The 23,459-nt window shown below is 72.5% G+C and carries 22 protein-coding genes; 10 read left to right on the top strand and 12 right to left on the bottom strand.

From position 1 onward, the window contains the following. Nucleotides 1-89: 89 nt before the first annotated feature. Complete coding sequence (locus tag ACZ3TI_RS22230; RefSeq protein ID WP_465728708.1) at nt 90-1,139, bottom strand: Scr1 family TA system antitoxin-like transcriptional regulator; 1,050 nt, start codon at nt 1,137-1,139, stop codon at nt 90-92. A 104-nt stretch (nt 1,140-1,243) separates the two neighbouring features. Here ACZ3TI_RS22230 and ACZ3TI_RS22225 point away from each other — a divergent pair, with 104 nt between their 5' ends. Next, nucleotides 1,244-1,564, top strand: a complete 321-nt coding sequence (locus tag ACZ3TI_RS22225) for a hypothetical protein (protein WP_465728706.1) — start codon at nt 1,244-1,246, stop codon at nt 1,562-1,564. A 17-nt stretch (nt 1,565-1,581) separates the two neighbouring features. Next, nucleotides 1,582-1,800: a hypothetical protein gene (locus tag ACZ3TI_RS22220; RefSeq protein WP_465728704.1), complete on the top strand. Its 219-nt coding sequence runs from the start codon at nt 1,582-1,584 to the stop codon at nt 1,798-1,800. Nucleotides 1,801-2,015: 215 nt separating this feature from the next. On the opposite strand, the gene ACZ3TI_RS22215 is transcribed toward ACZ3TI_RS22220, so the two are convergent. Then, on the bottom strand, nt 2,016-2,588 hold the full coding sequence (locus ACZ3TI_RS22215; protein WP_465728702.1) for a DUF1707 SHOCT-like domain-containing protein: 573 nt from the start codon (nt 2,586-2,588) through the stop codon (nt 2,016-2,018). A gap of 412 nt (nt 2,589-3,000) precedes the next feature. On the opposite strand from ACZ3TI_RS22215, the gene ACZ3TI_RS22210 reads away from it, so the two are divergent. Next, complete coding sequence (locus ACZ3TI_RS22210) at nt 3,001-3,492, top strand: DUF2975 domain-containing protein (protein WP_465728700.1); 492 nt, start codon at nt 3,001-3,003, stop codon at nt 3,490-3,492. Then, the gene (locus ACZ3TI_RS22205) at nt 3,492-3,713 is read left to right on the top strand and encodes a helix-turn-helix domain-containing protein (protein WP_465728698.1); all 222 of its coding nucleotides are present in this window, start codon (nt 3,492-3,494) and stop codon (nt 3,711-3,713) included. The genes ACZ3TI_RS22210 and ACZ3TI_RS22205 overlap by 1 nt, the downstream gene beginning before the upstream one ends. Before the next feature lie 113 nt (nt 3,714-3,826). On the opposite strand, the gene ACZ3TI_RS22200 is transcribed toward ACZ3TI_RS22205, so the two are convergent. From ACZ3TI_RS22200 to bioB, 4 genes are all read right to left on the bottom strand, one after another. Further along, nucleotides 3,827-4,273, bottom strand: a complete 447-nt coding sequence (locus ACZ3TI_RS22200) for a hypothetical protein (RefSeq protein WP_465728696.1) — start codon at nt 4,271-4,273, stop codon at nt 3,827-3,829. A 78-nt stretch (nt 4,274-4,351) separates the two neighbouring features. After that, on the bottom strand, nt 4,352-5,128 hold the full coding sequence (bioD, locus tag ACZ3TI_RS22195) for a dethiobiotin synthase (protein ID WP_465728694.1): 777 nt from the start codon (nt 5,126-5,128) through the stop codon (nt 4,352-4,354). Beyond that, on the bottom strand, nt 5,125-6,429 hold the full coding sequence (locus tag ACZ3TI_RS22190; protein WP_465728692.1) for an adenosylmethionine--8-amino-7-oxononanoate transaminase: 1,305 nt from the start codon (nt 6,427-6,429) through the stop codon (nt 5,125-5,127). Before ACZ3TI_RS22190 ends, bioD begins: the two co-directional genes overlap by 4 nt. Before the next feature lie 20 nt (nt 6,430-6,449). Beyond that, nucleotides 6,450-7,673 carry a biotin synthase BioB gene (bioB, locus tag ACZ3TI_RS22185; protein ID WP_465728690.1) on the bottom strand — a complete coding sequence of 408 codons (1,224 nt, stop codon included), beginning with the start codon at nt 7,671-7,673 and terminating at the stop codon, nt 6,450-6,452. A 281-nt stretch (nt 7,674-7,954) separates the two neighbouring features. Between bioB and ACZ3TI_RS22180 the strand changes: the two genes are divergently transcribed. After that, entirely contained in the window at nt 7,955-8,860 is a 906-nt protein-coding gene (locus tag ACZ3TI_RS22180) for a hypothetical protein (protein WP_465728688.1), read from the top strand. A gap of 72 nt (nt 8,861-8,932) precedes the next feature. On the opposite strand, the gene ACZ3TI_RS22175 is transcribed toward ACZ3TI_RS22180, so the two are convergent. Further along, on the bottom strand, nt 8,933-11,425 hold the full coding sequence (locus ACZ3TI_RS22175; RefSeq protein ID WP_465728754.1) for a DEAD/DEAH box helicase: 2,493 nt from the start codon (nt 11,423-11,425) through the stop codon (nt 8,933-8,935). A 171-nt stretch (nt 11,426-11,596) separates the two neighbouring features. On the opposite strand from ACZ3TI_RS22175, the gene ACZ3TI_RS22170 reads away from it, so the two are divergent. Further along, nucleotides 11,597-12,796: an 8-amino-7-oxononanoate synthase gene (locus tag ACZ3TI_RS22170; RefSeq protein ID WP_465728686.1), complete on the top strand. Its 1,200-nt coding sequence runs from the start codon at nt 11,597-11,599 to the stop codon at nt 12,794-12,796. A 28-nt stretch (nt 12,797-12,824) separates the two neighbouring features. Here the strand turns inward: ACZ3TI_RS22170 and ACZ3TI_RS22165 are convergent, their stop codons facing one another. After that, the gene (locus ACZ3TI_RS22165; RefSeq protein WP_465728684.1) at nt 12,825-13,475 is read right to left on the bottom strand and encodes a GNAT family N-acetyltransferase; all 651 of its coding nucleotides are present in this window, start codon (nt 13,473-13,475) and stop codon (nt 12,825-12,827) included. A gap of 41 nt (nt 13,476-13,516) precedes the next feature. Continuing rightward, nucleotides 13,517-14,512 (bottom strand): non-homologous end-joining DNA ligase, encoded by a 996-nt coding sequence (gene ligD, locus ACZ3TI_RS22160; RefSeq protein WP_465728752.1) that lies wholly within the window; start codon nt 14,510-14,512, stop codon nt 13,517-13,519. Between the two features lie 78 nt (nt 14,513-14,590). Between ligD and ACZ3TI_RS22155 the strand changes: the two genes are divergently transcribed. Next, nucleotides 14,591-15,652, top strand: coding sequence for an ATP-dependent DNA ligase (locus ACZ3TI_RS22155; RefSeq protein WP_465728682.1), 1,062 nt, complete (start codon nt 14,591-14,593; stop codon nt 15,650-15,652). Between the two features lie 63 nt (nt 15,653-15,715). Here the strand turns inward: ACZ3TI_RS22155 and ACZ3TI_RS22150 are convergent, their stop codons facing one another. Further along, the gene (locus ACZ3TI_RS22150; protein ID WP_465728680.1) at nt 15,716-17,116 is read right to left on the bottom strand and encodes a serine hydrolase domain-containing protein; all 1,401 of its coding nucleotides are present in this window, start codon (nt 17,114-17,116) and stop codon (nt 15,716-15,718) included. A gap of 540 nt (nt 17,117-17,656) precedes the next feature. On the opposite strand from ACZ3TI_RS22150, the gene tdh reads away from it, so the two are divergent. After that, the gene (tdh, locus tag ACZ3TI_RS22145) at nt 17,657-18,685 is read left to right on the top strand and encodes an L-threonine 3-dehydrogenase (protein ID WP_465728678.1); all 1,029 of its coding nucleotides are present in this window, start codon (nt 17,657-17,659) and stop codon (nt 18,683-18,685) included. Nucleotides 18,686-18,715: 30 nt separating this feature from the next. Next, the gene (locus ACZ3TI_RS22140; protein WP_465728676.1) at nt 18,716-19,909 is read left to right on the top strand and encodes a glycine C-acetyltransferase; all 1,194 of its coding nucleotides are present in this window, start codon (nt 18,716-18,718) and stop codon (nt 19,907-19,909) included. A 246-nt stretch (nt 19,910-20,155) separates the two neighbouring features. On the opposite strand, the gene ACZ3TI_RS22135 is transcribed toward ACZ3TI_RS22140, so the two are convergent. Both ACZ3TI_RS22135 and ACZ3TI_RS22130 read right to left on the bottom strand, forming a co-directional pair. After that, a complete protein-coding gene (locus tag ACZ3TI_RS22135) occupies nt 20,156-21,709 on the bottom strand; it encodes a TolB family protein (protein WP_465728674.1) in 1,554 nt (517 codons plus the stop codon). A 183-nt stretch (nt 21,710-21,892) separates the two neighbouring features. Beyond that, nucleotides 21,893-22,234 carry a hypothetical protein gene (locus ACZ3TI_RS22130; protein ID WP_465728672.1) on the bottom strand — a complete coding sequence of 114 codons (342 nt, stop codon included), beginning with the start codon at nt 22,232-22,234 and terminating at the stop codon, nt 21,893-21,895. Nucleotides 22,235-22,454: 220 nt separating this feature from the next. On the opposite strand from ACZ3TI_RS22130, the gene ACZ3TI_RS22125 reads away from it, so the two are divergent. Then, nucleotides 22,455-23,366, top strand: a complete 912-nt coding sequence (locus tag ACZ3TI_RS22125) for a LysR family transcriptional regulator (protein ID WP_465728670.1) — start codon at nt 22,455-22,457, stop codon at nt 23,364-23,366. The last annotated feature ends 93 nt before the right edge of the window (nt 23,367-23,459 follow it).

Genomic DNA, 23,459 nt, shown 5'->3' with positions numbered 1-23,459 from the left:
GCGCAGCGCTCCGAGCAGCGCGAAGCTGAGCGGATTCGGACCACCGACTAACGGCAAGGCATTCCCCCTGATGGGAAGATGAGGCCGAATCAGATGGTGCCGAACTCACCGGCCTTGATACCACCGATGAACGACTGCCAGGCGTCCGTGCCGAAGGCGAGCTGCGGACCGTGGGGGTCCTTGCTGTCGCGGACGGGGAGGACGCCCGGGAAGCCCGGCGCAACCTCGATGCAGTTGCCACCGCCGCTGCTGTACGAGGACTTCAGCCAGGAGGTGGGCTTGGCAGCCGCGATGGGGTACATGGCGTGGAACTCCTTGAGACGCGTGCGGATGAGAGCCAGAGAGTCCGCACATGAGAGGGCTTGGGCCTGGAGCCAATCGTATGTCCTTGCGAGGGAGCTGATCTCGTTCTCGTCGTCGCGTTCGACGTAACCCCGTTGGATGGTTTCGAGGTAGGCCATCCACGCCTGCTCCGGGGATCTCAGAAGTGTGAACGGCCAGACCGTTGGGAGGTTTTCACCGAGGCTGGACGGCGCGATCTGCAGCATGACATGCGGAAGGCCGGCCACGCTCTCCAGTCGACGGAGTTGTTCGGCCATGACGAAGGGGCCGCCAACCGGCCGTAGGCAGCTCTCTTCCATGACAATGTGGATGGAGGGAGCGGGTTCCCGGTACAACAGGGCTTGCCGTGCCATGCGGACGTTCAGGCGTTCGTTGACCTTGTCCTCGGGGATCTCGCCTCGTCGAGCCTCGGCGCCGATGATCGCGGATGCGTAGCCGCGTGTCTGGAGCAGCCCAGGGATGAGGTTCAGCTCGTAGATCTTGAACGCGGTGGCCTTGCTCTCGTGCTCGATGTAGGCGAGGAATCCGCCGATCAGCGTGCTTCTCTTCGTGCTCCAGTACAGGAGTTCAAGTGCTCCACAGGTGTCGAGCACCTTGTCGGCCCGCCGGAGGAGGGTCAGCGGGGCGGGGCGTGCGCCGGTCTCGATCAGGGAGATGAGCGAGTCGCTGTAGTTGATCAGCTCCCCCAGTTCGACCTGGGTGAGCCCTCTCGCCTGGCGGAACCGGCGCAGCTGGACGCCGATGGCCTTGTTCGGGGATGACGTGGGGTCAAGTTCCTGAGCGGGCACGGTGATCACTCGATTCCACAACATGCGCTGTCAAAGAAAAGCTCTTCCGATGCTAGCTGTGGATGGCCACTCTTGGTGAGGAGTTGGCAACAGAGAGGAGCTATTCAGTGGATATGACGAACACTCAATCGGGCGAAAGCCTCATCCTGCGGCGGAACTTCCCGCCCTGCCGGTGCGCGCGGTGCGGCGAGTCCGTCCCCGAGGCCCGACTGGGCAGCCACGCCACCGCCCCGGCGGCGCCGCCCGTGCGACGGGTGGCGCCGCCGTCCGAACCCTACCGCCCCACCGCCGTCGGGGAGCGGGTCTTCGACGTCCGCTCCGGGTGCTGGGCCACCTTCATGGGGTGGCAGCACGGGCTCGCCTTCCTCCGCCCCCTCGGCGGCGGCATCGAGTGGGACACCGAAGCGCGTTGGATCTCGAACACCGAACAGTGAGATGTCCCATGAGCAGCATGATCGACAGGATCACGGCCGAGGACCGTCGCAGCGCGGCCGACATTCTCGACGACCTCCAGGCCGTCCTGAGCGCCGCCGACGTGAAACTCCCGTCCCTCGGCATCGACTGGCGCTCGGCCAAGGCCACCGGCGTCATCCTGATCGACCTCGGGGCCGTCCGGCCGGACGTCATCGAACGGCTGGTCGTCGTCCTCCGCAGAGGTATGCGGCCGTAGTCGCCGCCGGCGTCATCGTCGTCGGGGGCCTCGCGATCGCGGGTGTCGCCCTCCTCGCGATCCCCGAGGGCGTCCCCACCTCGGCGAGTGCGCTGGTGTTCGTGCTCCTCTTCCTCGCCGCCTCGACGGGCGGATTCGCCTTCGCCGCAGGGTGGATGAGGGTGGTGCGCACATAGCGGTGCGGGCTTCGAGGACGCTCGAAGCCCGCACCGAGGTCAACTCCTCCGCAGCCACTGCCCGGCGGTCCTCCGGGGCTGCCGCACGATGACGCGACCGAAGCTCTTCTTGCCGACCAGCTCCACGCGCAGCGCGATCGGCGTATCGGAGTCCGGAACCTGGTGGTTCTTCAGCTTGCTGAACTCCAGGCTCAGGCCATAGGGGTCGACCACGATGCCCGGCCTGACGACCAGCGTGAGGGTCTTGCCCTGCATGTTCGTGTCGATCTGCAAGGTGTCATGCGTGATCACCGCCTCGGTGAAGTCGAGTGTCACCTCGCACCACTGCACACAGAGCTCCAGCCGTCGCGGCACCATCCAGCGCCCCGTCCGCTCGACCGGACTGAAAGCCTGGTCGATCCGGAGGACGTCCTTGGCCTCCGCCGCAACCCCGCCGGTGACGACCGACGCCGGCGGCAGGTCGGCGGTGAGTTCGGTCAGCTCGCCGAGCGTCCGCGCCGCCAGGGCGGACTCCAGGCGCTGATCCAGTTCCTCTGCGGTCAGTCGGCCTTCGCCCGCCGCGACGCTCAGCAGGTCGACCACTCGGTCCCGGTCGGCGTGCGAGGCCCGCATCTCGGGCTGCGAGTTGTGGCCGGAACGCATCCCGGCGGTCGAGATCTCTCCCGGCATACTTCCCGTCCTGGGTTCGACGACGGTCTTCGCGCGACACGGTCGGCAGCGAAGCTGGGAACTCACGATATATCGCGATAGGTGTTCCCGCCAGGCCCCGGTTCAGGAATCGAGCTGTCCTTCCAGGCCGCCGGAATCCGGGCCGAGCTCCCGATCGGGATGGCTGGCGAGTCGAGCGCAGTGAATCACTCGAGCCTGTTCTTCACGGTCCGGCCGGCGGTGGCGGTAGCGAGAGGCGATCGAGTCGGCCGTCGAGGTCCGGTCCGGCGAAGCCGTGTGTGCCCTTCGACCCGACTCTTGCCTCACCTATCGAGAATCGATAGATTCCCATCGTAACTCGATGGAAAGATGGGTCATGGGAAAGCTGACAGTGCGCGCGCTGCGCGCCGTGCTCGTGGTGGTGCTCACCGGCGCCGTGTTCGTCCAGGCGTTGATGGCGTGGGTGTTGGTCAGCGGGAGCGACCCGGAGGACGGGTCGCTCCCGCTGACCCCGCTGCGCGTGATCACGATCCTGGGCATCGGGGCGGCCCAGGTCGCCCTGGTCTGTGTCTGGCGACTGGTGACGATGGTGCGACGCGGGACCGTGTTCTCCCACGCCGCCTTCCGGTACGTGGACGTCATCATCGGCGCGATCGTCGCGGTCGCTCTCCTGTGGTTCGCGGTCACGGCCGTGAATGCGCCCGGCCAGCGGGACGACCCGGGCGTCACCCTCATCATGGGCGGGATCGGCGTGGCCATCCTGGGAGTCGCGCTCATCGTGCTCGTGCTGCGGATGCTGCTCGCCCAGGCCGTCGCCCGCGACGCCGAAGCGACGCAGATGCAGGCCGAGTTGGACGAGGTCATCTGATGCCGATCACCGTCGAGATCGACGTCATGCTGGCCAGGCGGAAGATGTCCGTGGGCGAGCTCGCAGAGCGGGTCGGGATCACGCCCGCCAACCTGGCGGTACTTAAGAACGGCCGCGCCAAGGCGGTGCGCTTCGCGACGCTCGCCGCGCTCTGCGAGGCGCTCGAGTGCCAGCCGGGCGACCTGCTTCGCTGGGAGGCCGAGGGCACCGCGGGCGGATGAACCGCGCCTGCGTCCCACCGGTCGAGGGGAGACGTCCGAGCGGGGTGGCCCTCGGGCGGCGCGGGCTTCGAGGAGGCTCGAAGCCCGCGCCGAAGCGCCGAACGGTGCGGCTCTCAGGTGTCGCTGAGGGCGTAGCTGCGGAAGGTGGCGAGCAGGGGCAGGACTTCGGTCTTGCTGGGGTCCTCGGTGACGGCCCGCATCGCGTCGATCACGGTGTGGGCGATGATCTTGGTGATGCCGAAGTCGTCCGGGGCGGCCAGGGTGCCCCAGGCCTTCAGGGTCTGGGTGAGCAGGGCGCTCATCCGGGCGCCGATGTTGGAGCTGACCGCGTCGGAGATCTCGGCGAGCTCCTCGTCGCTCATGGTGGAGCGCAGGCCGAAGGCCAGCGCCATGAGCGTGTCCATCGCGTGTTCGCCGTACGCGGCGACCAGCGCCGGGAGCGGCCGTTCACCGGTGCTGCCCGCCGCCAGGGCGGACAGTGCCTCTTCGTCGTCCTTCCACGCCGCCTCCAGGGCGGCCAAGGCCCGCAGGGCCTCGTCCACGGTGAGCCCGTCTGTCATGGAAGGAACGGTATTCAGCCGGTAGCGCCGATTCCCATGGTTCGGGCGCGGAGATCACACCTTCGAGCGAAGCCGGGCCTATTCGGCGTGATGGACGTGCGCGAAGTGCTCCGCGTCCCAGCTGCCGCCCAGCTCGGGGGCCAGGGAGGCGAGCGCCAGGGCGGCGAAGTCCTCGGCCGTGCCCGCCCGTTCCGGCAGGGCGCCGAGCAGCGGGGCGCCGGCCGAGCGCGGCAGGTCGGCGAGGTTGCAGCGCTCGGCGAGGCCGGGGGCTGCGGGCCAGGAACCGACGAGGACGCCGGTGAGGGGGAGTTCGCGCGCTGCCAGGGCCTCCGCCGTGAGGGCGACGATGTTGAGCGTGCCGAGGCCGGCGGAGGCGACGAGCAGGATCTCGGCGGGCAGCCCGGCGTCGAGCACGGCCCGGGCCTGGTCGGCGAGCGTGCGGCCCTCGTCGTCGTAGCGGACGAGCAGTCCGCCCGCCCCCTCGACCAGGACCAGGTCGTGGGTGGCGGCGAGTTCGGCGACCTCGGCCACCACCTCGGCGGGGGCGAGGTACGGCAGCCCGGACCGCCGGGCGGCGGTGTCGGGGGCCAGCGGCTCGGGGTAGCGGACGAGCTCACGGTACGTCAGTTCGCCTGCCAGGCGCCGGACTTCGGCCGCGTCGCCCGGCTCGTTCGCGGTGACGCCGGTCTGCCCGGGCTTGAGCACGGCGACCTTCAGCCCGCCCCGCAGCGCGGCCGAGGCGAGGGCCGCGGTGGCGACGGTCTTGCCGACGTCCGTGTTCGTCCCCGTCACGAAGAGGATTCGCGCGCCCGTCCTGCCGGTGGGTGCACCTGTCCTGTCGGTGTTCGCGCTCATCCCGCCACCGCCGCTGCGGTCACGGCGGCCGTGATGCGTGCCACGTCCTCGTCCTCCGTCACGTAGGGGGGCATGGTGTAGATCAGGTCCCGGAAGGGGCGCAGCCAGACGCCGTTGCGCGCGGCCGCCTCGGTCGCCGCCGCCATGTTCACCGGGTGGTCCAGCTGCACGACGCCGATGGCGCCTTGGACCCGCACGTCCTGAACGCCCGGTACGTCGGCGGCTGCCGCGAGGCCGTCCCGCAGGCCGCCCTCGATGCGCTTGACCTCCACCGCCCAGTCCTGTCCGAGCAGTAGGTCCAGCGAGGCGTTGGCGGCCGCGCAGGCCAGCGGGTTGCCCATGAAGGTCGGGCCGTGGGCGAGCACCGGCATCTCGCCGCGGCTGATCCCGTCGGCGACCTCGCCGGTGCACAGCGCGGCGGCCAGGGTCAGGTAGCCGCCGGTGAGGGCCTTGCCGAGGCACATCACGTCCGGCGAGACGCCCGCGTGGTCGGCGGCGAACAGGGCGCCGCTGCGGCCGAATCCGGTGGCGATCTCGTCGAAGACCAGCAACACCCCGTACCGGTCGCAGAGTTCGCGCAGCATCCGCAGGTACGCGGGGGAGTGGAACTGCATGCCGCCCGCGCCCTGGACGACCGGCTCGACGATGACGGCGGCCAGTTCGTCGGCGTGACGCGCCATCAACTCCTCGAACCGCGCCGCGTATTCGGCGTCGAGCGGGGCGTCGAACCCGGCCGGCGGCTGCGGCGCGAAGAGCTGCCCGGGCAGCACCCCGCCCCACAGGTGGTGCATCCCGCCGTTCGGGTCGCAGACCGACATGGGGTGGAAGGTGTCACCGTGGTAGCCGCCGCGCCAGGTCAGCAGTCGGCGCTTGCCCGGCTGCCCGATGGACTGCCAGTACTGCAGGCACATCTTCATCGCGACCTCGACCGCGACCGAGCCGGAGTCGGCGAGGAAGACGTGCTGCAGCGGCTCCGGGGTGATCTCCACCAGCCTGGCCGCCAGCCGGACGGCGGGCTCGTGGGTGAGCCCGCCGAACATCACGTGGCTCATCCGCCCCAGCTGCTCGCGCACGGCCTCGTCCAGCACCGGGTGCCGGTAGCCGTGGATCGCCGCCCACCAGGACGACATCCCGTCGACCAGCTCGCGCTGCCCGCCCGCGACCGGCTCGGCCAGGCGCAGCCGCACGCCGGACGCGGACTCCACCACGTACGGGGTGACGGTGCCGGGCATCGGCCCGTACGGGTGCCAGACGTGGGCGCGGTCGAGGGTGAGCAGCGTGTCCGCGGACAGCTGGGGCATGGCGAGGGACCTCCGGTGTGTCAGGCGTTGGGCGCGAGTTCGGTGCCGGCGCCGCGGCGGCGGACCTTGACGAGGTCGCTGCGCAGCTCGTCGCCGTCCGGGTTCTCGGCGGTGGTGGCCTCCGGCGCCGGCGCGTGGGAGTGCCCGCCGCACGGGCCGCAGCCGCCGCCGCTGCCGCAGGCCGAGGCCGAGGCCGCGGTGCCGCAGCCGCCGCCGGCCTGGGCGGCCTCGGCGATGTCGGCGCGGTGGCGGGGCAGGGTGGCCTCGCCGGCGCCCTCGACCTCGAAACCGGCGTCCTTGATCATGTCGAGGTCGGCCTGTCCGGCCTGGCCCTCGCTGGTCAGGTAGTCGCCGAGGAAGATCGAGTTGGCGATGTGCAGGCCGAGCGGCTGCATCGTGCGCAGGTGCACCTCGCGCCCGCCGGCGATCCGCACCTCGGTGTCCGGGTTCACGAAGCGGACCATCGCGAGGATGCGCAGGCAGCGCTGCGGGGTGAGGTTCCACTCCTTGGCGAGCGGGGTGCCCTCGAAGGGGATCAGGAAGTTGACCGGGACGGAGTCCGAGCCCAGCTCGCGCAGCGCGAAGACCACGTCGACCAGGTCCTCGTCGCTCTCGCCCATGCCCGCGATCAGGCCGGAGCAGGCGGACAGGCCCGCGCCGTGCGCCTTCTGCACGGTGTCCACCCGGTCCGCGTAGGTGTGGGTGGTGGCGATGTCGCCGTAGGTGCCCTCGGAGGTGTTGAGGTTGTGGTTGTAGGCGTCGGCGCCGGCGGCCTTGAGCCGCTCCGCCTGGTTGTCGGAGAGCAGGCCGAGGCAGACGCAGATCTCGACCTCGGGGTCGGCCTCCTTGATGGCGGCCATGGTGTCGGTGACCCGGTCGATGTCGCGGTCCGTCGGGCCGCGGCCGCTGGCCACCAGGCAGACGCGCTTGGCGCCGCCGGCCACCCCGGCGCGGGCGGCGTCGGCGGCCTGGTCCGGCTTGAGCCAGGTGTACTTGAGGATCTCGGCCTTCGACCCGAGCCGCTGCGAGCAGTACGAGCAGTCCTCGGGGCAGAGCCCGCTCTTGAGGTTCACCAGGTAGTTGAGCTTGACCCGGCGGCCGAACCAGCGGCGGCGCACCTTGCCGGCCGCGGCGACCACGTCGAGCAGCTCGTCGTCGGTGGTGGCGAGGACGGCCAGGGCCTCTTCGCGGGTCGGGACTTCGCCGCGCAGGCCCTTGGCGGTGAGGGTATCGAGCAGATCCATGGGGCGATCCTGCCTGCTGGTCATCGAGCGGCGCCAGAGCAAACCCGCCAGAAGATCGGTGTGAGGATGTGCCGATTGCCACAGTGTCGAAGGTCACGGCTCCGCCGCTGGTCACGAGCTTGACGCGGGGCCGGGGCGGAGGTTACCGGCGGGTAGTGGCGACCGCCCGTCGACGATCTCCGGGCGATCTCCGGGCGATGCCCGGGGCGATCCCCGGATGATGATCCACAACCCCCGACCCCGTGATCCAGGCCACCCCCGGGGTGCTTAGAATCTGCGCCATGACCACGCAGGGGGAGCGCACCCCGACACCGGGAGAGGGCCGGGAAGGCCAGGCAGGACAGCGGACCGGCGGGGGTGCCGACACCGGCGAGAGTACCGCCACCAGTACCAGTACCAGTACCGCCGCCGGTACCGGCCCCGTCGCGGGCCGCAGGCCGGGCCCGCGGCTGACCGGCCGTCGGGCGGCGGGCTGGATCGTCGTGGTCGGCGTGGTCGTGGCCGGCAGCTGGATCATCACCCGCCCGACGCCCGGCGACTACATACCCGGGCTCGGCCCGTCCACCAAGGACGCCACCCGGACGCCGCCCGTGGTGGGAACCGCGCCGCCGCGCACCGACCCCGAGGCGCTCAACGTCGACAACATCTTCCCCGCCCAGCGGCTGGTCGAGGTCGGCGGGTACAAGGCGCGGCGCAACGGCGCCCGGCAGGGCGAGAACTGCGCCGAGGTGCTCCAGGACCGCGCCCAGGACCCGCTGAAGGACAGCGGCTGCCAGGCGTACCTGACCGTCAGCTTCAGCGGCCAGGACCGCCCGGTGCTCAGCAGCGTCACCCTGCTGCGCTTCCCCGACCAGGCCGCCGCCGCCAGGGCCGCCGAGGCCCTGCGGGCCAAGCCCGGGTCGGTCGCCTTCATCCTGGCGGACGCCGTCACCGCCCCCGCCCAGCCCGCCGGCGCCAAGCCGGCCGGCGACCCGCGGGTCGAGGCGGTCGGGCACTACGTGACGGTCACCAGCTCGCGGGTGGGCGACGGCCGCCCGACGACTCCCGCCACCCCGACCGGCGCCGCCACGCCGCCCGCCGGCCCCGCCCCGACGCCCACCGGTACGGCGCCCAGCGCCGAGCAGAACCTGGACGAGGCCACCCGCGCGATCTCGTTCGCGGCGGGGTCGCCGTTCGTCTGGATGTGACGAACGCTCGGCGGTGAACGGCGAAGGGGGCCCGGCAGCGCGCCGGGCCCCCTTTCGGTACGTGACGGCTCGTCAGCCGCCGAGCCGGTCCACCGCCGTCACCCGCAGCACCGCCCGGCCCTCCTCGTCCGAGCCGTACAGGTCGACCTCGGCGCTGATGCCCCAGTCGTGGTCGCCCTCCGGGTCGTCGAAGATCTGGCGGACCCGCCAGGCGGAGTCCTCCTCCTCGATGATCAGCATCTTCGGGCCGCGCGCGTCCGGGCCGGTGCCGAGGTCGTCGTACTCGTCCCAGTACCCGTCCATGGCGTCCGCCCAGCGGTCCGCGTCCCAGCCGTACTCGCCGTCCAGCTCGCCGAGTTCGTCCCAGTGCTCCAGCGCGCACAGCTCGACCCGGCGGAACATCTCGTTGCGGACCAGCACCCGGAAGGCGCGCGCGTTGGCGGTGACCGGCGCCGGCTTGTCGTCCAGCCGCACCTCGGCGGCCTGCGGCTCGGTCGGGTTCGCCAGCTGCTCCCACTCGTCCAGCAGGCTGGAGTCGACCTGGCGGACCAGCTCGCCGAGCCAGGCGATGACGTCCTTGAGGTCGTCGGTCTTCACGTCCTCGGGGACGGTCTGCTCCAGCGCCTTGAACGCGCCGGCCAGGTAGCGCAGCACGATGCCCTCGGTGCGCGCCAGCTCGTAGAAGCCGACGTAGTCCGAGAAGGTCATCGCCCGCTCGTACAGGTCGCGGACCACCGACTTCGGCTGCAGCTGGTGGTCGCCGATCCACGGGTGCGCCCGGCGGTACACCTCGTAGGCGTGGGTGAGCAGCTCCTCCAGCGGCTTCGGGTAGGTGATCTCCTGGAGCCGCTCCATCCGCTCCTCGTACTCGATGCCGTCCCGCTTCATCTCGCCGACGGCCTCGCCGCGCGCCTTGTTCTGCTGCGAGGCGAGGATCTGGCGCGGGTCGTCGAGGGTCGCCTCGACGACGGAGACCACGTCCATCGCGTACGAGGGCGAGGTCGGGTCGAGGAGCTCGAAGGCGGCCAGCGCGAAGGTGGACAGCGGCTGGTTGAGCGCGAAGTTCTCCTGCAGGTCCAGGGTCAGCCGGACGATCCGGCCCTCGGCGTCCGGCTCCGGCAGCCGCTCCACCACGCCGCCCTCCAGCAGCGAGCGGTAGATGGCGATCGCGGTGCGGATGTGCCGGCGCTGCGCGCCCTTGTCCTCGTGGTTGTCGGTGAGCAGCTTGCGCATCGCCTCGAAGGCGTTGCCCGGGCGGCCGATCACCGACAGCAGCATCGCGTGGCTCACCTTGAACCGGGAGACCAGCGGCTCCGGGTCGGCGGCGATCAGCTTCTCGAAGGTCTCCTCGGTCCAGCCGACGAAGCCCTCCGGCGCCTTCTTGCGCACCACCTTGCGCTTCTTCTTCGGGTCGTCCCCGGCCTTGGCGATCGCCTTGTCGTTCTCGATCACGTGCTCCGGCGCCTGCGCCACCACCTGGCCGACGGTGTCGAACCCGGCCCGACCGGCCCGGCCCGCGATCTGGTGGAACTCGCGGGCGCGCAGGATCCGCACCCGGGTGCCGTCGTACTTCGACAGGGCGGTGAACAGCACCGTGCGGATCGGCACGTTGACGCCGACGCCCAGCGTGTCGGTACCGCAGATCACCTTCAACAGGCCCGCCTGGGCGAGGCGTTCGACCAGCCGGCGGTACTTCGGCAGCATGCCCGCGTGGTGCACGCCGATGCCGTGGCGCACGAAACGGGACAGGTTGCGGCCGAACTTGGTGGTGAAGCGGAAGTTGCCGATCAGCTCGGCGATGGCCTCCTTCTCCGCCTTCGAGCACATGTTGATGCTCATCAGCGACTGCGCCCGCTCCACCGCCTCCTTCTGCGTGAAGTGCACGACGTAGACCGGCGCCTGGCCGGTCTGCAGCAGCTCCTCCAGCGTGTCGTGCATCGTGGTGCGGCGGTACTCGTAGAACAGCGGCACCGGACGGGTCGCGTTGCGGACCACCGTCGTCGGACGGCCGGTCCGGCGGGTCAGGTCCTCCTCGAAGCGGCGGACGTCGCCGAGCGTCGCCGACATCAGCAGGAACTGTGCCTGCGGCAGCTCCAGCAGCGGGATCTGCCAGGCCCAGCCGCGGTCCGGCTCGGCGTAGAAGTGGAACTCGTCCATGACCACCTGGCCGATGTCCGCCCGCGCGCCGTCCCGCAGCGCGATCTGGGCGAGCACCTCGGCGGTGCAGCAGATGATCGGCGCGGTCGGGTTCACGCTCGCGTCGCCGGTCATCATGCCGACCTGCTCGGTGCCGAACATCTTCACCAGGTCGAAGAACTTCTCCGACACCAGCGCCTTGATCGGCGCGGTGTAGAAGGTCCGCTGCCCCTCCGCCAGCGCCGCGAAGTGCGCCCCCGCCGCCACCAGGCTCTTGCCCGAGCCGGTCGGCGTCGCCAGGATCACGTTGTTCCCCGAGACCAGCTCGATCAGCGCCTCCTCCTGCGCCGGGTACAGCGTGATCCCCCGCTCCTCCGCCCAGGCGGCGAACGTCTCGTACAGCGCGTCGGGCGTGGCGGGCTTCGGCATCAGATCAAGGAGGGTCACCCGGCTATCTTGCCTGCTTGCCGCCACCCCCGGCAAAGCCCGGGGCCGACCGGAGGGGACGGGCGCGTTGTGGCGACCGGCCAGGCGGGTGCGCCGATCATGTGCCGAGCCGCACATTGATCCCGCTTCGGGCGGCGTGCCAGAGTGCCGGGCATGAGCCAGCCCCTCGCGTTCGAACCGCGTCCCTCCGTCCTCGCCCCCGAGACCGTCTTCGACTGGCTCGACGAGGCCGCCGTGCTGCGGGCCGACGCCGGGCTGACGCGTACGCTGCGCAGCAGGGGGGCCGAGGACCCGGTGCTGGACCTCGCCGGGAACGACTACCTGGGGCTGACCAGGCACCCGGTGGTCACGCGGGCGGCGGCGGAGGCCGCGCTGCGCTGGGGCGGCGGCTCGACCGGCTCGCGGCTGGTCACCGGCACGACCGCGCTGCACACCGAACTGGAGGAGGAGCTCGCCGATTTCTGCGGGGCCGAGGCGGCGCTGGTGTTCTCCTCCGGGTACACCGCCAACCTCGCCGCGCTCACCGCGCTCACCGACCCGGACACCCTCATCGTGTCCGACGCCTACAACCACGCCTCGCTGATCGACGGCTGCCGGCTCTCCCGCGCCGACGTCTACCGCGCCCCGCACAGCGACCCCGCCGCCGTGGCCGAGGCGCTCGCCGGGCGCGCCCAGCGGCGGGCGCTGGTCGTCAGCGACTCGGTGTTCTCGGTGGACGGCGACGCCGCCCCGCTGCCCGCCCTCTCCGAAGCCGTCGGCGCGCACGGCGCCGCCCTGCTCGTGGACGACGCGCACGGGCTGGGCGTCCTCGGCCCCGGCGGCACCGGCGCCCTCGCGGCCGCCGGACTCGCCGGGCGCCCCGACACCGTCGCCACCGTGACGCTCTCCAAGTCGCTCGGCTCCCAGGGCGGCGCCGTCCTCGGCCCGCGCCGGGTCATCCGCCACCTCACCGAGACCGCCCGCACCTTCATCTTCGACACCGGCCTCGCCCCCGCCGCCGCCGGTGCCGCCCTCGCCGCCCTGCGCCTGCTGCGCGCCGAACCCGCCCGCGCCGAGCGCGCCCGCGAGGTCGCCCGCACCCTCGCCCGGCAGCTCACCGCCGCCGGCCTGCACGCCTGCGAGCCCGACGCCGCCGTGGTCTCCGTCCGCGCCCCGGGCCCCGAAGCCGCCGTCGCCTGGGCCGCCGACTGCCGTCGCGCGGGCCTCGCCGTCGGCTGCTTCCGCCCCCCGTCCGTCCCGGACGGCATCTCCCGGCTGCGCCTCACCGCCCGCGGCGACCTGACCGACGGCCAGATCGCCGACGCCGTGCGACTCATCGCCGACCTGGCACCGGCGGGGGCCCGGCGGGAATGACCGCCCGGAGGGAACCGTCGGACAGACCCTACGGCTGCCCCGTCACCAGCAGGGCCTCCGCGCCGAGCGGGCGGTAGCCCGCCGCCTGGAAGGCGCGGACGCTGGGGGCGTTGCCGGGGGCCTGCTGGGCCCAGACGGTTTGGCCCTCGGGGAGGAGGTGGCGGGCGGCGGTGGCGAGGGCGCGGCCGAGGCCGCGGCCCTGGGTGTGCGGGTCGACCTCGACGGCGCACTCCCAGCGGCCGGCCACGCCGCGGCCGAGGACGAGCACGCCGCCGTCGGTGCTGAAGACCCGGACGTCCTCGCGGTAGCGCAGGGCGCGGACCACCCGGGGGTGCTCGCGGTCGCGCACCTCCTCGAGCGGGACCGGCGGCTCGCCGGGGAGGCGGTCGGCGGCGGTCAGCAGGTCGATGTTGTCGACGGTCCGCCCGGTGCGCTCGGCGAAGGCGGTCAGGAAGGGCGGGCAGAGCGGCGCGGACAGCGGGTCGCCGGGGGTGGCGGCGAGGGTCTCGCGCACCCAGGCCGGGTCCTCGTCGGTGAAGACGACCGCGTGCGCGGCGAAGGCGACCACCCCGGCCTCGCGCGGCGACGGCTGCGGCACCACCGTGACCGAACCGTCCGGCGGCGGGAACACCCCGCCCGCCGCGTCCGCCAGGATCTCCGCCAGCGCCCGCACGCCCATCCGCGCCCCCAGCCCTCGAAGAGCGCCAGCCTACGCCGCGTTCACTTCTTCCGGGCCCGGCTGGGTTGGACGCGAGTCGGCTCGCCCGCGGCCTTGGGGTGGTCGGGCGGGTAGGGGAGTTCGCCGAGGCCCTCGTCGTGGAGCTGCTTCTCGTACAGCTCCAGCAGGGCCTCCAGGCGGAACGCCTGGCCGTCCATCTCCGCGTTGAGGTCGCCGAGTTCGGCGAAGCGGGCCGGGACGGTGCGCAGGTCGAAGTCCTCGGGGGAGGCGTCGTCCAGTTCCTCCCAGTGCAGCGGGGTGGAGGCGGTGGCGCGGGGGCGGGCGCGCAGGGAGTAGGCGGAGGCGATGGTGCGGTCGCGGGCCATCTGGTTGTAGTCGACGAAGATCCGCTCGCCGCGCTCCTCCTTCCACCAGGCGGTGGTGACCTTGCCGGGCATCCGCTGCTCCAGGACCCGGCCGAGGGCGATCACCGCGTGCCGTCCGTCGGTGAAGGTCCACTCGGGCGCCAGCGGCACGTACACGTGCAGGCCGCGCCCGCCGGAGGACTTGGGCCAGCCGCGCAGCCCGTACTCCTCCAGCAGGGCGCGCAGCTCGTGGGCGGCGCGGACGGCGTCGTGGAAGTCGGTGCCGGGCTGCGGGTCGAGGTCGATGCGCAGCTCGTCCACGTGGTCGGTGTCAGAGCGCCGTACCGGCCAGGGGTGGAAGGTGAGGCAGCCCAGGTTGGCGGCCCACAGCACGGCGGCCGGCTCGGTGGGGCAGATCTCGTCGGCGGAGCGGCCGCTGGGGAACTCGATCCGGGCGGTGGGCAGCCAGTCCGGCAGGCCCTTGGGCGCCCGCTTCTGGTAGAAGAACTCGCCGTCCACGCCGTCCGGGAAGCGCTGCAGGGTGGTCGGGCGGTCGCGCAGGCCGCGCAGCACCCCGTCGGCGACGGCCAGGTAGTACTGCGCGACGTCCAGCTTGGTGAAGCCGCGCTCGGGGTAGTACACCTTGTCCGGATTCGACAGCCGGACGGTGCGCCCGGCGACTTCCAGTTCCACGGCTGAGCCCATGCCCCTCACGCTAAGCGCCCCGGGCCCGCCGCGCGTCCCGGGGCGAACCGGGCGAGGATCGGACGCATGGACCTGCCCGTGATGCCACCGGTGGCGCCGATGCTCGCCAAGTCGGTGGCCAAGATCCCGTCCGGCATGCAGTACGAGGCCAAGTGGGACGGCTTCCGCACCATCGTGTTCCGCGACGGTGCCGAGGTGGAGCTCGGCAGCCGCACCGGCAAGCCGCTGACCAGGTACTTCCCCGAGCTGGTGGAGGCCTTCCGGCGCGAGCTGCCGCCCCGCTGCGTGCTGGACGGCGAAGTGGTGATCGCCCGGGACGGGCGGCTGCGCTTCGAGGAGCTGCTGGAGCGCATCCACCCCGCCGCGAGCCGGGTGAAGCTGCTCGCCGAGCAGACCCCGGCCTCCTTCGTCGCCTTCGACCTGCTCGCCCTCGGTGACGACTCCCTGCTGGACGAGCCGCTGTCGGTGCGCCGCCCGGCCCTGGAGGCGGCGCTCGCCGACGCCGCCGACCCGGTGTTCACCGCCCCTGCCTCCACCGACCGCGACCTCGCGCAGACCTGGTTCGCCGAGTACGAGGGCGCCGGGCTGGACGGGGTGGTCGCCAAGCCGCTGGACCAACCGTACCGGCCGGGCGAGCGGACCATGTACAAGATCAAGCACGAGCGCACCGCCGACTGCGTGGTGGCCGGCTACCGCGAGCACAAGAGCGGCCCGGTGGTCGGCTCCCTGCTGCTCGGCATCAACGACGCGGACGGGAGGCTGCAGCACGTCGGCGTCTGCGCGGCGTTCTCGATGGCCCGCCGCCGCGAACTCGCCGAGGAGTTGGCCCCGTTGCGGATGGACGACCTCTCCCGGCACCCCTGGGGCGCCTGGGCGGACGAGGCCGCGCACGCCGAGGGCCGACTGCCCGGCGCGGTCAGCCGCTGGACCGGCGGCAAGGACCTCTCCTGGATCGCGCTGCGCCCCGAGCGGGTGGTCGAGGTCGCGTACGACCACATGGAGGGCACCCGCTTCCGGCACACCGCGCAGTTCCGCCGCTGGCGGCCGGACCGCACCCCCGAGAGCTGCACCTACGAGCAGCTGGAGGAGCCGGTCTCGTACGACCTGTCCCGGGTGCTGGGTATCTGACGGAAGCTCAAATTCCGTAGGCCCGACCTGTGTTCGGGTCGGGCCGACGGCGTGACGGCGGGTTCAGGAGATGTGCAGCGTGGCGGAGGAGCCGGGCGTGGACGGTGTCGTCCGCGTGGGGGAGCCCGGGGAGCTGGGCTTGGCCCCCGAGGACGAGGCCGAGGACGAGGCCGAAGCGGGCGGGCTGGGCAGGGTGTAGACGTTGTTCGGCGAGACGATCTGCGTGATCGCCCGGGCGAGGAACGTGGACGGCTCCGAACCGTCGTGCAGGATGTCGGTGTTGAGCAGGATGACCAGACTGGCCTGCGCCTCCGGCAGGTACAGCACCACGCTCTCGTACCCGGGCAGCGAGCCGTTGTGCCCGATCCACCCGTGCGTCTTGAACAGCCCGAAGCCGTACGCGAGGTCGGGGCTCGGCCCGACGTCCACGACCTTCAGCCGCTCCGCCTGGGTGGCGGGGGTGATCAGCGGCGTGCCGGTGGCCAGCACCTTCGACCAGGTCTGCAGGTCGGCGAGGGTGGAGATGATGGCCCCGGCGGACCAGGCCCAGGACGGGTTCCAGTCGGTGGCGTCCTCGACCGCGCCGCTGAGCGTCTGGTTGGTGTAGCCGTGGGCGTGCGGGAACGGGTAGGTCGCGTCGGTCGGCATGATCGTCTTGCCCAGCCCGGCCGGGGTGAACACCTGCTGCTTCAGGAACTCCGCGAGCGGCTGCCCGCCGATCTTCTCGACGACCAGGCCGAGCAGGATCAGGTTGGTGTTGGAGTACTCGAACTTGGCACCCGGCGCGAAGTTCGCCGGGTGCTTGAACGCGAACCCGAGCAGCTCCTCCGGGGTGAAGGGGCGGTTCGGGTTGCTGAAGAACGCCTGCTGGAAGTCCGGGTCGAAGGTGTAGTTGTACAGGCCGCTGCGCATCTCGCCGAGTTCGCGGATGGTGATCAGGTCGCCGCCGGGCACGTTCGGGATGTACTTGGAGATCGGGTCGTCCAGGCCGACCTTGCCCTGGTCCACCAGCCGCAGGATGCCCGTGGTCGTGAAGGTCTTGGTGACGCTGCCGATCCGCATGTACATATCGGGCGTCATCGCCGCGCCGGTGCTCTTGTCGGAGACGCCGAAGGTGCGCAGGTAGGTGTCGGTGGGCGTGGTGTAGCCGACGATCACCCCGGGGATGCCGACCTGGCTCATCACGTCCTTGATCGCGGCGTCGAGCTTGGCGGTGACGGCGGGGGTGAGCGGGACGACGCTCGCCGACGCCGACGCCGAGCCGGACGCCCCGCCGGTGGCGGTCGGGGACGGGCTGAGCGCGAGGGGTTCGGCGGTGACCGCGGGGCCGTCGGCCTGCCGGGCGGGCGTGGAGTCCCCGGAGCAGGCGGAGACGGCCAGCAGCCCGGTGAGGGCCAGGGCGGCGGCGGTCGCACGGCCGACAGAGCGGGGAGCGGCCGGGCGCGGCCGTCGGGTCTTGGTCATGGGTCGGGGCGGCCTCTCTGGGGCGGTGGGCCCCGGGGTGCTGCTCCACGGGGCCGCGGGGGAGCCTCGCCACCGTAAGCACCGCCCTCGAACGCCCGCGCGTCGGCTGCGGCCGGGCTGGCCCGAACGGGCCCGACCCCACCCGAGTGGCCCGGCTCGGCTGGCGGTGCCCGCCGTCGACGGCTCGGGAGCCTTGCCCGGCGTCGCCGAGTCCCGCCACGCGTCGGCAAGTGCTGTCGGGCGTTGCCGAGTGCTGTCAAGTACCCCCGCCCGAGCGCCGGTTGGTGTCGCGGCGGCCGCCCCGCGCTCGGCCGAAGGGGTGAGCACCGGCACGCCGCACCCGCCCTTGCCCGCTACTCGGGCACGATCGTTTAGCCCAGCTGTGGCCGCCCTTAAGAATTCCTCGATGGACCGCACCCGCTCCCACCAGGCAGATTTCTGCCTGCCCGGAGTGCGCCCGCCAGGAGCGGCCGAACCGGGCCGCCGCGGCCTGCCCGACCCCCGAAGGCCGTCCCACCCGCACGTCAGGAGCCGTCGCCCGTGAAGGCACTCGTCAAGCAGAAGGCCGAGCCCGGCCTCTGGATGATCGACGTCCCGAAGCCCGAGATCGGCCCCGGCGAGGTGCTGATCAAGGTGCTGCGGACCGGCATCTGCGGCACCGACCTGCACATCCGCAAGTGGGACGGCTGGGCGCAGCAGACCATCAGGACGCCGATGACGATCGGCCACGAGTTCGTCGGCGAGGTCGCCGAGATCGGCGCAGGCGTCGCGGACGTCGCGGTCGGCGACCTGGTCAGCGGCGAGGGCCACCTGGTCTGCGGCAAGTGCCGCAACTGCCAGGCCGGCCGCCGCCACCTGTGCCGCAACACCGTCGGCCTGGGCGTCAACCGCGACGGCGCGTTCGCCGAGTACGTGGCCCTGCCCGCCTCCAACGTCTGGGTGCACCGGGTGCCGGTCGACCTGGACGTGGCCGCGATCTTCGACCCCTTCGGCAACGCCGTGCACACCGCGCTGTCCTTCCCCCTGGTCGGCGAGGACGTGCTGGTCACCGGCGCCGGCCCGATCGGCATCATGGCCGCCGCCGTCGCCAAGCACGCCGGCGCCCGCAACGTCATGATCACCGACGTCTCCCCGTACCGCCTCGAGCTGGCCCGCGAGGTCGGCGTGACGCTGGCGCTCAACGTCGCCGAGCACACCATCGAGGAGGGCCAGCAGAAGCTCGGCCTGCGCGAGGGCTTCGACGTCGGCCTGGAGATGTCCGGCCGCCCCGAGGCGATGCAGTCGATGATCGCCAACATGACGCACGGCGGGAAGATCGCCATGCTCGGCCTGCCGGCCGACGACTTCGCCGTCGACTGGGCGCGGATCGTCACCTCGATGATCACCATCAAGGGCATCTACGGCCGCGAGATGTTCGAGACCTGGTACGCGATGTCCGTGCTGCTGGAAGGCGGCCTGGACCTCAGCCCGGTGATCACCGGCCGCTACGCCGCCGACGACTTCCAGACCGCCTTCGACGACGCCGCGGGCGGCAACTGCGGCAAGATCATCCTCGACTGGACCGCCTGAGCCACCCCGCCGACGCAAAAGGAGCCTGTTGTGTTCGACAACGTGCGCGCCGACATCGCCGCCACCCTCGACGAGATCCGCGAGGCCGGCCTGTTCAAGCCCGAGCGGGTGATCGGGACCCCGCAGAGCGCCGCGGTCACCGTCACCGGCGGCGGCAAGCCCGGCGAGGTGCTGAACTTCTGCGCCAACAACTACCTCGGCCTGGCCGACCACCCCGAGGTGCTCGCCGCGGCCAAGGACGCGCTGGACCGCTGGGGCTACGGGATGGCCTCGGTGCGCTTCATCTGCGGCACCCAGGACGTCCACAAGGAGCTCGAGGACCGCCTCTCGGCCTTCCTCGGCCAGGAGGACACGATCCTCTACTCCTCCTGCTTCGACGCCAACGGCGGCGTCTTCGAGACCCTCCTCGACGCCAACGACGCCGTCATCTCGGACGCGCTGAACCACGCCAGCATCATCGACGGCATCCGGCTCAGCAAGGCCCGCCGCCACCGCTACGCCAACCGCGACATGGCCGACCTGGAGAAGCAGCTTCAGGAGACCCAGGACGCCCGCCGCCGCCTGATCGTCACCGACGGCGTGTTCTCCATGGACGGCTACGTCGCCCCGCTGCGGGAGATCTGCGACCTGGCCGACCGCTACGACGCCATGGTCATGGTGGACGACTCGCACGCCGTCGGCTTCGTCGGCGCGGGCGGCCGCGGCACCCCCGAGCTGCACGGCGTGATGGACCGCGTGGACATCATCACCGGCACCCTGGGCAAGGCCCTCGGCGGCGCCTCCGGCGGCTACGTCGCCGCGCGCCGGGAGATCGTCGCGCTGCTGCGCCAGCGCTCCCGCCCGTACCTGTTCTCCAACTCGCTGGCCCCGGTGATCGCGGCCGCCTCGCTGAAGGTGCTCGACCTGGTCGAGCAGTCCAACGAGCTGCGGGAGCGGCTGGCGGCCAACACCGCGCTGTTCCGCACGAAGATGACCGAGGCCGGGTTCGAGATCCTGCCCGGCGACCACCCGATCGCCCCGGTGATGATCGGCGACGCGGCCAAGGCCGGCAAGCTCGCCGAACTGCTGCTGGAGCGCGGCGTGTACGTGATCGGCTTCTCCTACCCGGTGGTCCCGCACGGCCAGGCCCGCATCCGGGTGCAGCTGTCCGCGGCGCACTCCACCGAGGACGTCGAGCGCGCCGTCGCGGCCTTCGTGGACGCGCGCGCCGCGCTGGGGGAGTAACACCCCCGCCGGGCCCGGCAGGGTCCCGCACCGACTGCCCGCGGGCCGGACCGCTCGGAACCGGACCGGCCCGCGGGCTCATCAGCCCGCACGGGCTCACGAACTGCCGTGCGGCGGAGGCGCGTCGATGCCTCTCCGCCGCGCGGCGCCCAACCACCTGCCCCACCCTCCCGCACGGGGGCGGGACGCCGGCCCGGCCGACGTCCCGCCCCCGTCGCGGTTTCCGGGGCCGGCCCGCCGTCCGGGTCAGTCCTCGTCCTGGCCCTGGTCGTCGTCGTTGCCGTCGCCGTGGTGTCCGTCGGCGCGGGCGAAGACCTGGTTGTCGCCCGCCGGGGCGTTGCCGCCGGCGACCAGGTTGCCGCTGGTCGAACCGAAGACGACCGTGTCGCCGCGGGCGTCCACGAAGGGGTCGACCGAGGAGCCGTTGCCGAGGGAGCCGTCCGGTGCGGTGGAGACCCGCTCGGTGCGGCCGGTGCACAGGTCCTGGCGGTAGACGTCCCACCCCGGGTGCTGCGGGCCGGCCACCAGGTTGTCGGCGGCGGAGGAGAAGTAGATCCAGCGGTTGTCGGCGGTGATGCTGCCGTGGTCGGAGGTGCCGACCGAGGTGGTGCCGGGCAGGCCGCCGCTGACCTTGGTCACGGTGCCCTTCCTGAGGTCCCGGACGTACAGCACCAGGTGGTACCGGTGGCCGTTGGTCGACCCGCCGGGCTCGGGCAGGGCGTAGATCGCGCGCCGCCCGTCGGGGCTGATCGTCGCGTCGAAGCTCGCGTAGCCGAGCTTGCCGTCGAGGTCGAGGCTCGCGGCGGAGATGCGGCCGGACTCCACGTCGTAGGTGTAGTAGGCGCCGGTGGTCGGCCGGGCCAGGTTCGCCTTCGCCGGGCCCTCCTGGGTGCTGCGCGGCAGGGCCGGGGCGGTGCCGGGGGCCAGTTCGACGTCGGCTGGGGCGGCGACCGCGGGGGACGCGGGCGCGGCGAGGGCCGGGATCTGCGCGGCGGGCAGCAGGTTGGACGCGAAGGAGGTGAAGCCGATGGTGCGGCCGTCCGCGCTGATGGTCGGGTTGAGGGACATGCCGTCGCCCGGCTTGCCGTCCGCGCCGAGGGACACCAGGCGGGTCGTCCCGGTCCGGCGGTCGGTGACGTAGATGTTGTAGTCCCAGGTGTACGGCCTGGTGAGCGAGGGGTCGCCGCCCGTCATGCCCGGGACGAGGTCGGTGCGGCTGGACACGAAGGCCACGTAGCGGCCGTCGGCGCTGATCGAGGGCGCGTACGAGGCATGGAACTTGTCGCTGTCGGCGCTGTTCAGCCCGCTGCTGACCAGTTCGGTGCGGCCGGTCCTGCGGTCGCGGAGGTACACCTCGGTGCGTCCCGGCACCGGCATGCCGGGCAGCACGTTCTCGGCGTCGCTCTCGAAGGCGACGTAGCGGCCGTCGGCGTTGATCGCGACGTAGTCGGTGAAGCCGTTCAGCGCCGAGCCGTCGTCGGCCAGGTTGACCCGCTCGGTGCGGCCGGTGCGCAGGTCGCGGACGTAGGCGTCGCGTCCGCTCCTCGCGGGCTGGGACACCAGGTCGGTGGCCCACGAGGTGAACAGGGCGTAGCGGCCGTCGGCGCTCACCCCGTGGCTCTGCGACTGGTTGTCCGGCGCGGCGCCGTCCAGCCCGACGCTGACCTGGACGGTGCCGCGCGGCGCCGGGGCGGCCTGGGCCGGGGCGGCGGTCACGGCGAGCACGGCGGCGGCCGCGAGGATGCTGCCGCCGCCGGACAGCCACCGGTTCCGGGTGCTGCGGGTCCTGGGCGTGGTCATGGGCGTGGTCCTCCCCCTGTGATCGCCCCTGCGCCGGGCTCCCTCCCGGCGACGGGCTCGGGGAGAGCCAATCGCCGGGAGGGAGGGGTGGTCAACGACCGTGGGTGATATCGGCGGAAAATACGTCAACGGACGTATTCCGTACGGAGGATCAGGCCAGCGGGCCCATCGGCGGGCTCGGGGTCACAGGCGGCGCCGGAAGACGTCCGTGAAGGTGTTGGTGTCCCCCGGCACCAGGTCGCCGTCCTCGGCGTCGAAGAGCACGGTGTCGCCGGTGGCGTCGATGAACGGGTTGTAGGAGCCGACGGCGCTTTGGGAGCCGTCCGCGGTGACGCTCACCCGCTCGATCCGCCCGGTCCACAGGTCGCGGCGGAGCTGCTCGCCCCTGACGCCCTCGCTCACCCGGGCGGTGTCGCCCTTGGGCGGCCGGGCCTCGGCGGCGGGCATCGCGGCGCCGACCGCGGTGGCGGCGGCGAGGACGCAGGCCGTCCGCGCCAGCCGGCGGCGGGTGCGTGCGGTGGTCATCGATCATCCTCCCCAGATAGCGGTGCCGGGCCCGCTCGACCCCCGCGGCCCGGTAGGGCACGAGCCAAGCGCCGTACGGCCCGGTGGTCAACGAAGCGAAGCGATCCCGTCCGGAAATACGCCACCGGTCGTAGCTCCGCCCGACGGGCCGTTCCCGCCGGGGGAGGCCGACGGGACTCGACCCGTCCGGTCCGCTCCGCGGCGCTGGCAGAATTGGCATGTGATCGACGCACGACGGCTGCGGACCCTGCGGGCCGTGGCGGACCACCGCACCGTGACCGCCGCGGCGGCCGCGCTCTACCTGACCCCCTCCGCGGTCTCCCAGCAGCTGGCCGCCCTGGAGCAGGAGACCGGGCACCACCTGCTCGCCCGCGAGGGCCGGGGCGTGCGGCTGACCGCCGCCGGGGAGATCCTGCTCGGCCACGCCGATGTCGTGCTCGCCCAGCTGGAGCGCGCCGAGGCCGACCTCGCCGCGTACAGCGCGGGCGTCTCCGGCGAGGTCACCGTCGCCTCCTTCGCCACCGGCATCGGGCTGGTGCTCGCCCCCGCGATCGGGCTGCTGGCCGAGCGCGCGCCGGGCGTGCGGCTCAAGGTGCTGGACGCCGAGGGCGACGCCAGCCTGCCGATGGTCCTGGAGGGCCGAGCCGACCTCGCGGTGGCCGTCGAGTACCGGGGCGCCCCGCGCGCCGACGACGCCCGGCTGACCAGGGTGCCGCTGTACGCCGAGCCCTTCGAGGCCGTCCTGCCGCTCGGCCACCCGCTGGCGGGCGAAGACGGACCACTTGCCGTCGCCGCGCTGGCCGATGAGCCCTGGATCGGCCCCTACCCGGGCAACCCCTGCCACGACGTGGTGCTGCTGGCCTGCGAGCACGCCGGGTTCCAGCCCCGGCTGGTGCACTCCTCGGACGACTTCCGCGCCGTCGTCGCCCTCGCCTCGGCGGGCGCCGGGGTCGCCCTCGTCCCGCGCTCGGCGCTGCGCGGCGTGGACCTCGGGCAGGTCGCCGTCCGCCCGGTGGACAGCGAGCTCGCCACCCGGCGGGTCTTCGCCGCCGTCCGGGCCGGCGCGGACGGGCACCCGCTGATCCGCCCGGTCCTCGACGCCCTCGCCGAGGCGGCCGCCGCGGGCGCGTAGCGCTCCGGCCGGCGTCCGGAAAGGGGTCTCCGGAAAGGTTGTGCGGCTGCTCGGCGTCCCGGGTCGGGCGGCCGCGCCGTGTGCAGGTGGCGT

It is taken from the genome of Kitasatospora sp. NPDC023120, from assembly GCF_055560835.1.
Note: the sequence above shows the minus strand (reverse complement) of the source record. Positions and strands in the feature narration are given on the sequence as shown.

Excerpts from the sequence above, each read along its gene's own strand:
- ACZ3TI_RS22180 (WP_465728688.1), top strand. The coding sequence starts at position 7,955 with ATGACCACGCAGGGGGAGCGCACCCCGACACCGGGAGAGGGCCGGGAA.
- ACZ3TI_RS22190 (WP_465728692.1), bottom strand. The coding sequence starts at position 6,429 with ATGCCCCAGCTGTCCGCGGACACGCTGCTCACCCTCGACCGCGCCCAC.
- ACZ3TI_RS22220 (WP_465728704.1), top strand. The coding sequence starts at position 1,582 with ATGATCGACAGGATCACGGCCGAGGACCGTCGCAGCGCGGCCGACATT.
- ACZ3TI_RS22165 (WP_465728684.1), bottom strand. The coding sequence starts at position 13,475 with ATGGGCGTGCGGGCGCTGGCGGAGATCCTGGCGGACGCGGCGGGCGGG.
- ACZ3TI_RS22200 (WP_465728696.1), bottom strand. The coding sequence starts at position 4,273 with ATGACAGACGGGCTCACCGTGGACGAGGCCCTGCGGGCCTTGGCCGCC.
- bioB (WP_465728690.1), bottom strand. The coding sequence starts at position 7,673 with ATGGATCTGCTCGATACCCTCACCGCCAAGGGCCTGCGCGGCGAAGTC.
- ACZ3TI_RS22215 (WP_465728702.1), bottom strand. The coding sequence starts at position 2,588 with ATGCGGGCCTCGCACGCCGACCGGGACCGAGTGGTCGACCTGCTGAGC.
- ACZ3TI_RS22155 (WP_465728682.1), top strand. The coding sequence starts at position 14,591 with ATGGACCTGCCCGTGATGCCACCGGTGGCGCCGATGCTCGCCAAGTCG.
- ACZ3TI_RS22135 (WP_465728674.1), bottom strand. The coding sequence starts at position 21,709 with ATGACCACGCCCAGGACCCGCAGCACCCGGAACCGGTGGCTGTCCGGC.
- ACZ3TI_RS22225 (WP_465728706.1), top strand. The coding sequence starts at position 1,244 with ATGACGAACACTCAATCGGGCGAAAGCCTCATCCTGCGGCGGAACTTC.
- bioD (WP_465728694.1), bottom strand. The coding sequence starts at position 5,128 with ATGAGCGCGAACACCGACAGGACAGGTGCACCCACCGGCAGGACGGGC.
- ACZ3TI_RS22205 (WP_465728698.1), top strand. The coding sequence starts at position 3,492 with ATGCCGATCACCGTCGAGATCGACGTCATGCTGGCCAGGCGGAAGATG.
- ACZ3TI_RS22130 (WP_465728672.1), bottom strand. The coding sequence starts at position 22,234 with ATGACCACCGCACGCACCCGCCGCCGGCTGGCGCGGACGGCCTGCGTC.
- ACZ3TI_RS22150 (WP_465728680.1), bottom strand. The coding sequence starts at position 17,116 with ATGACCAAGACCCGACGGCCGCGCCCGGCCGCTCCCCGCTCTGTCGGC.
- ACZ3TI_RS22170 (WP_465728686.1), top strand. The coding sequence starts at position 11,597 with ATGAGCCAGCCCCTCGCGTTCGAACCGCGTCCCTCCGTCCTCGCCCCC.
- ACZ3TI_RS22175 (WP_465728754.1), bottom strand. The coding sequence starts at position 11,425 with ATGCCGAAGCCCGCCACGCCCGACGCGCTGTACGAGACGTTCGCCGCC.
- ACZ3TI_RS22210 (WP_465728700.1), top strand. The coding sequence starts at position 3,001 with ATGGGAAAGCTGACAGTGCGCGCGCTGCGCGCCGTGCTCGTGGTGGTG.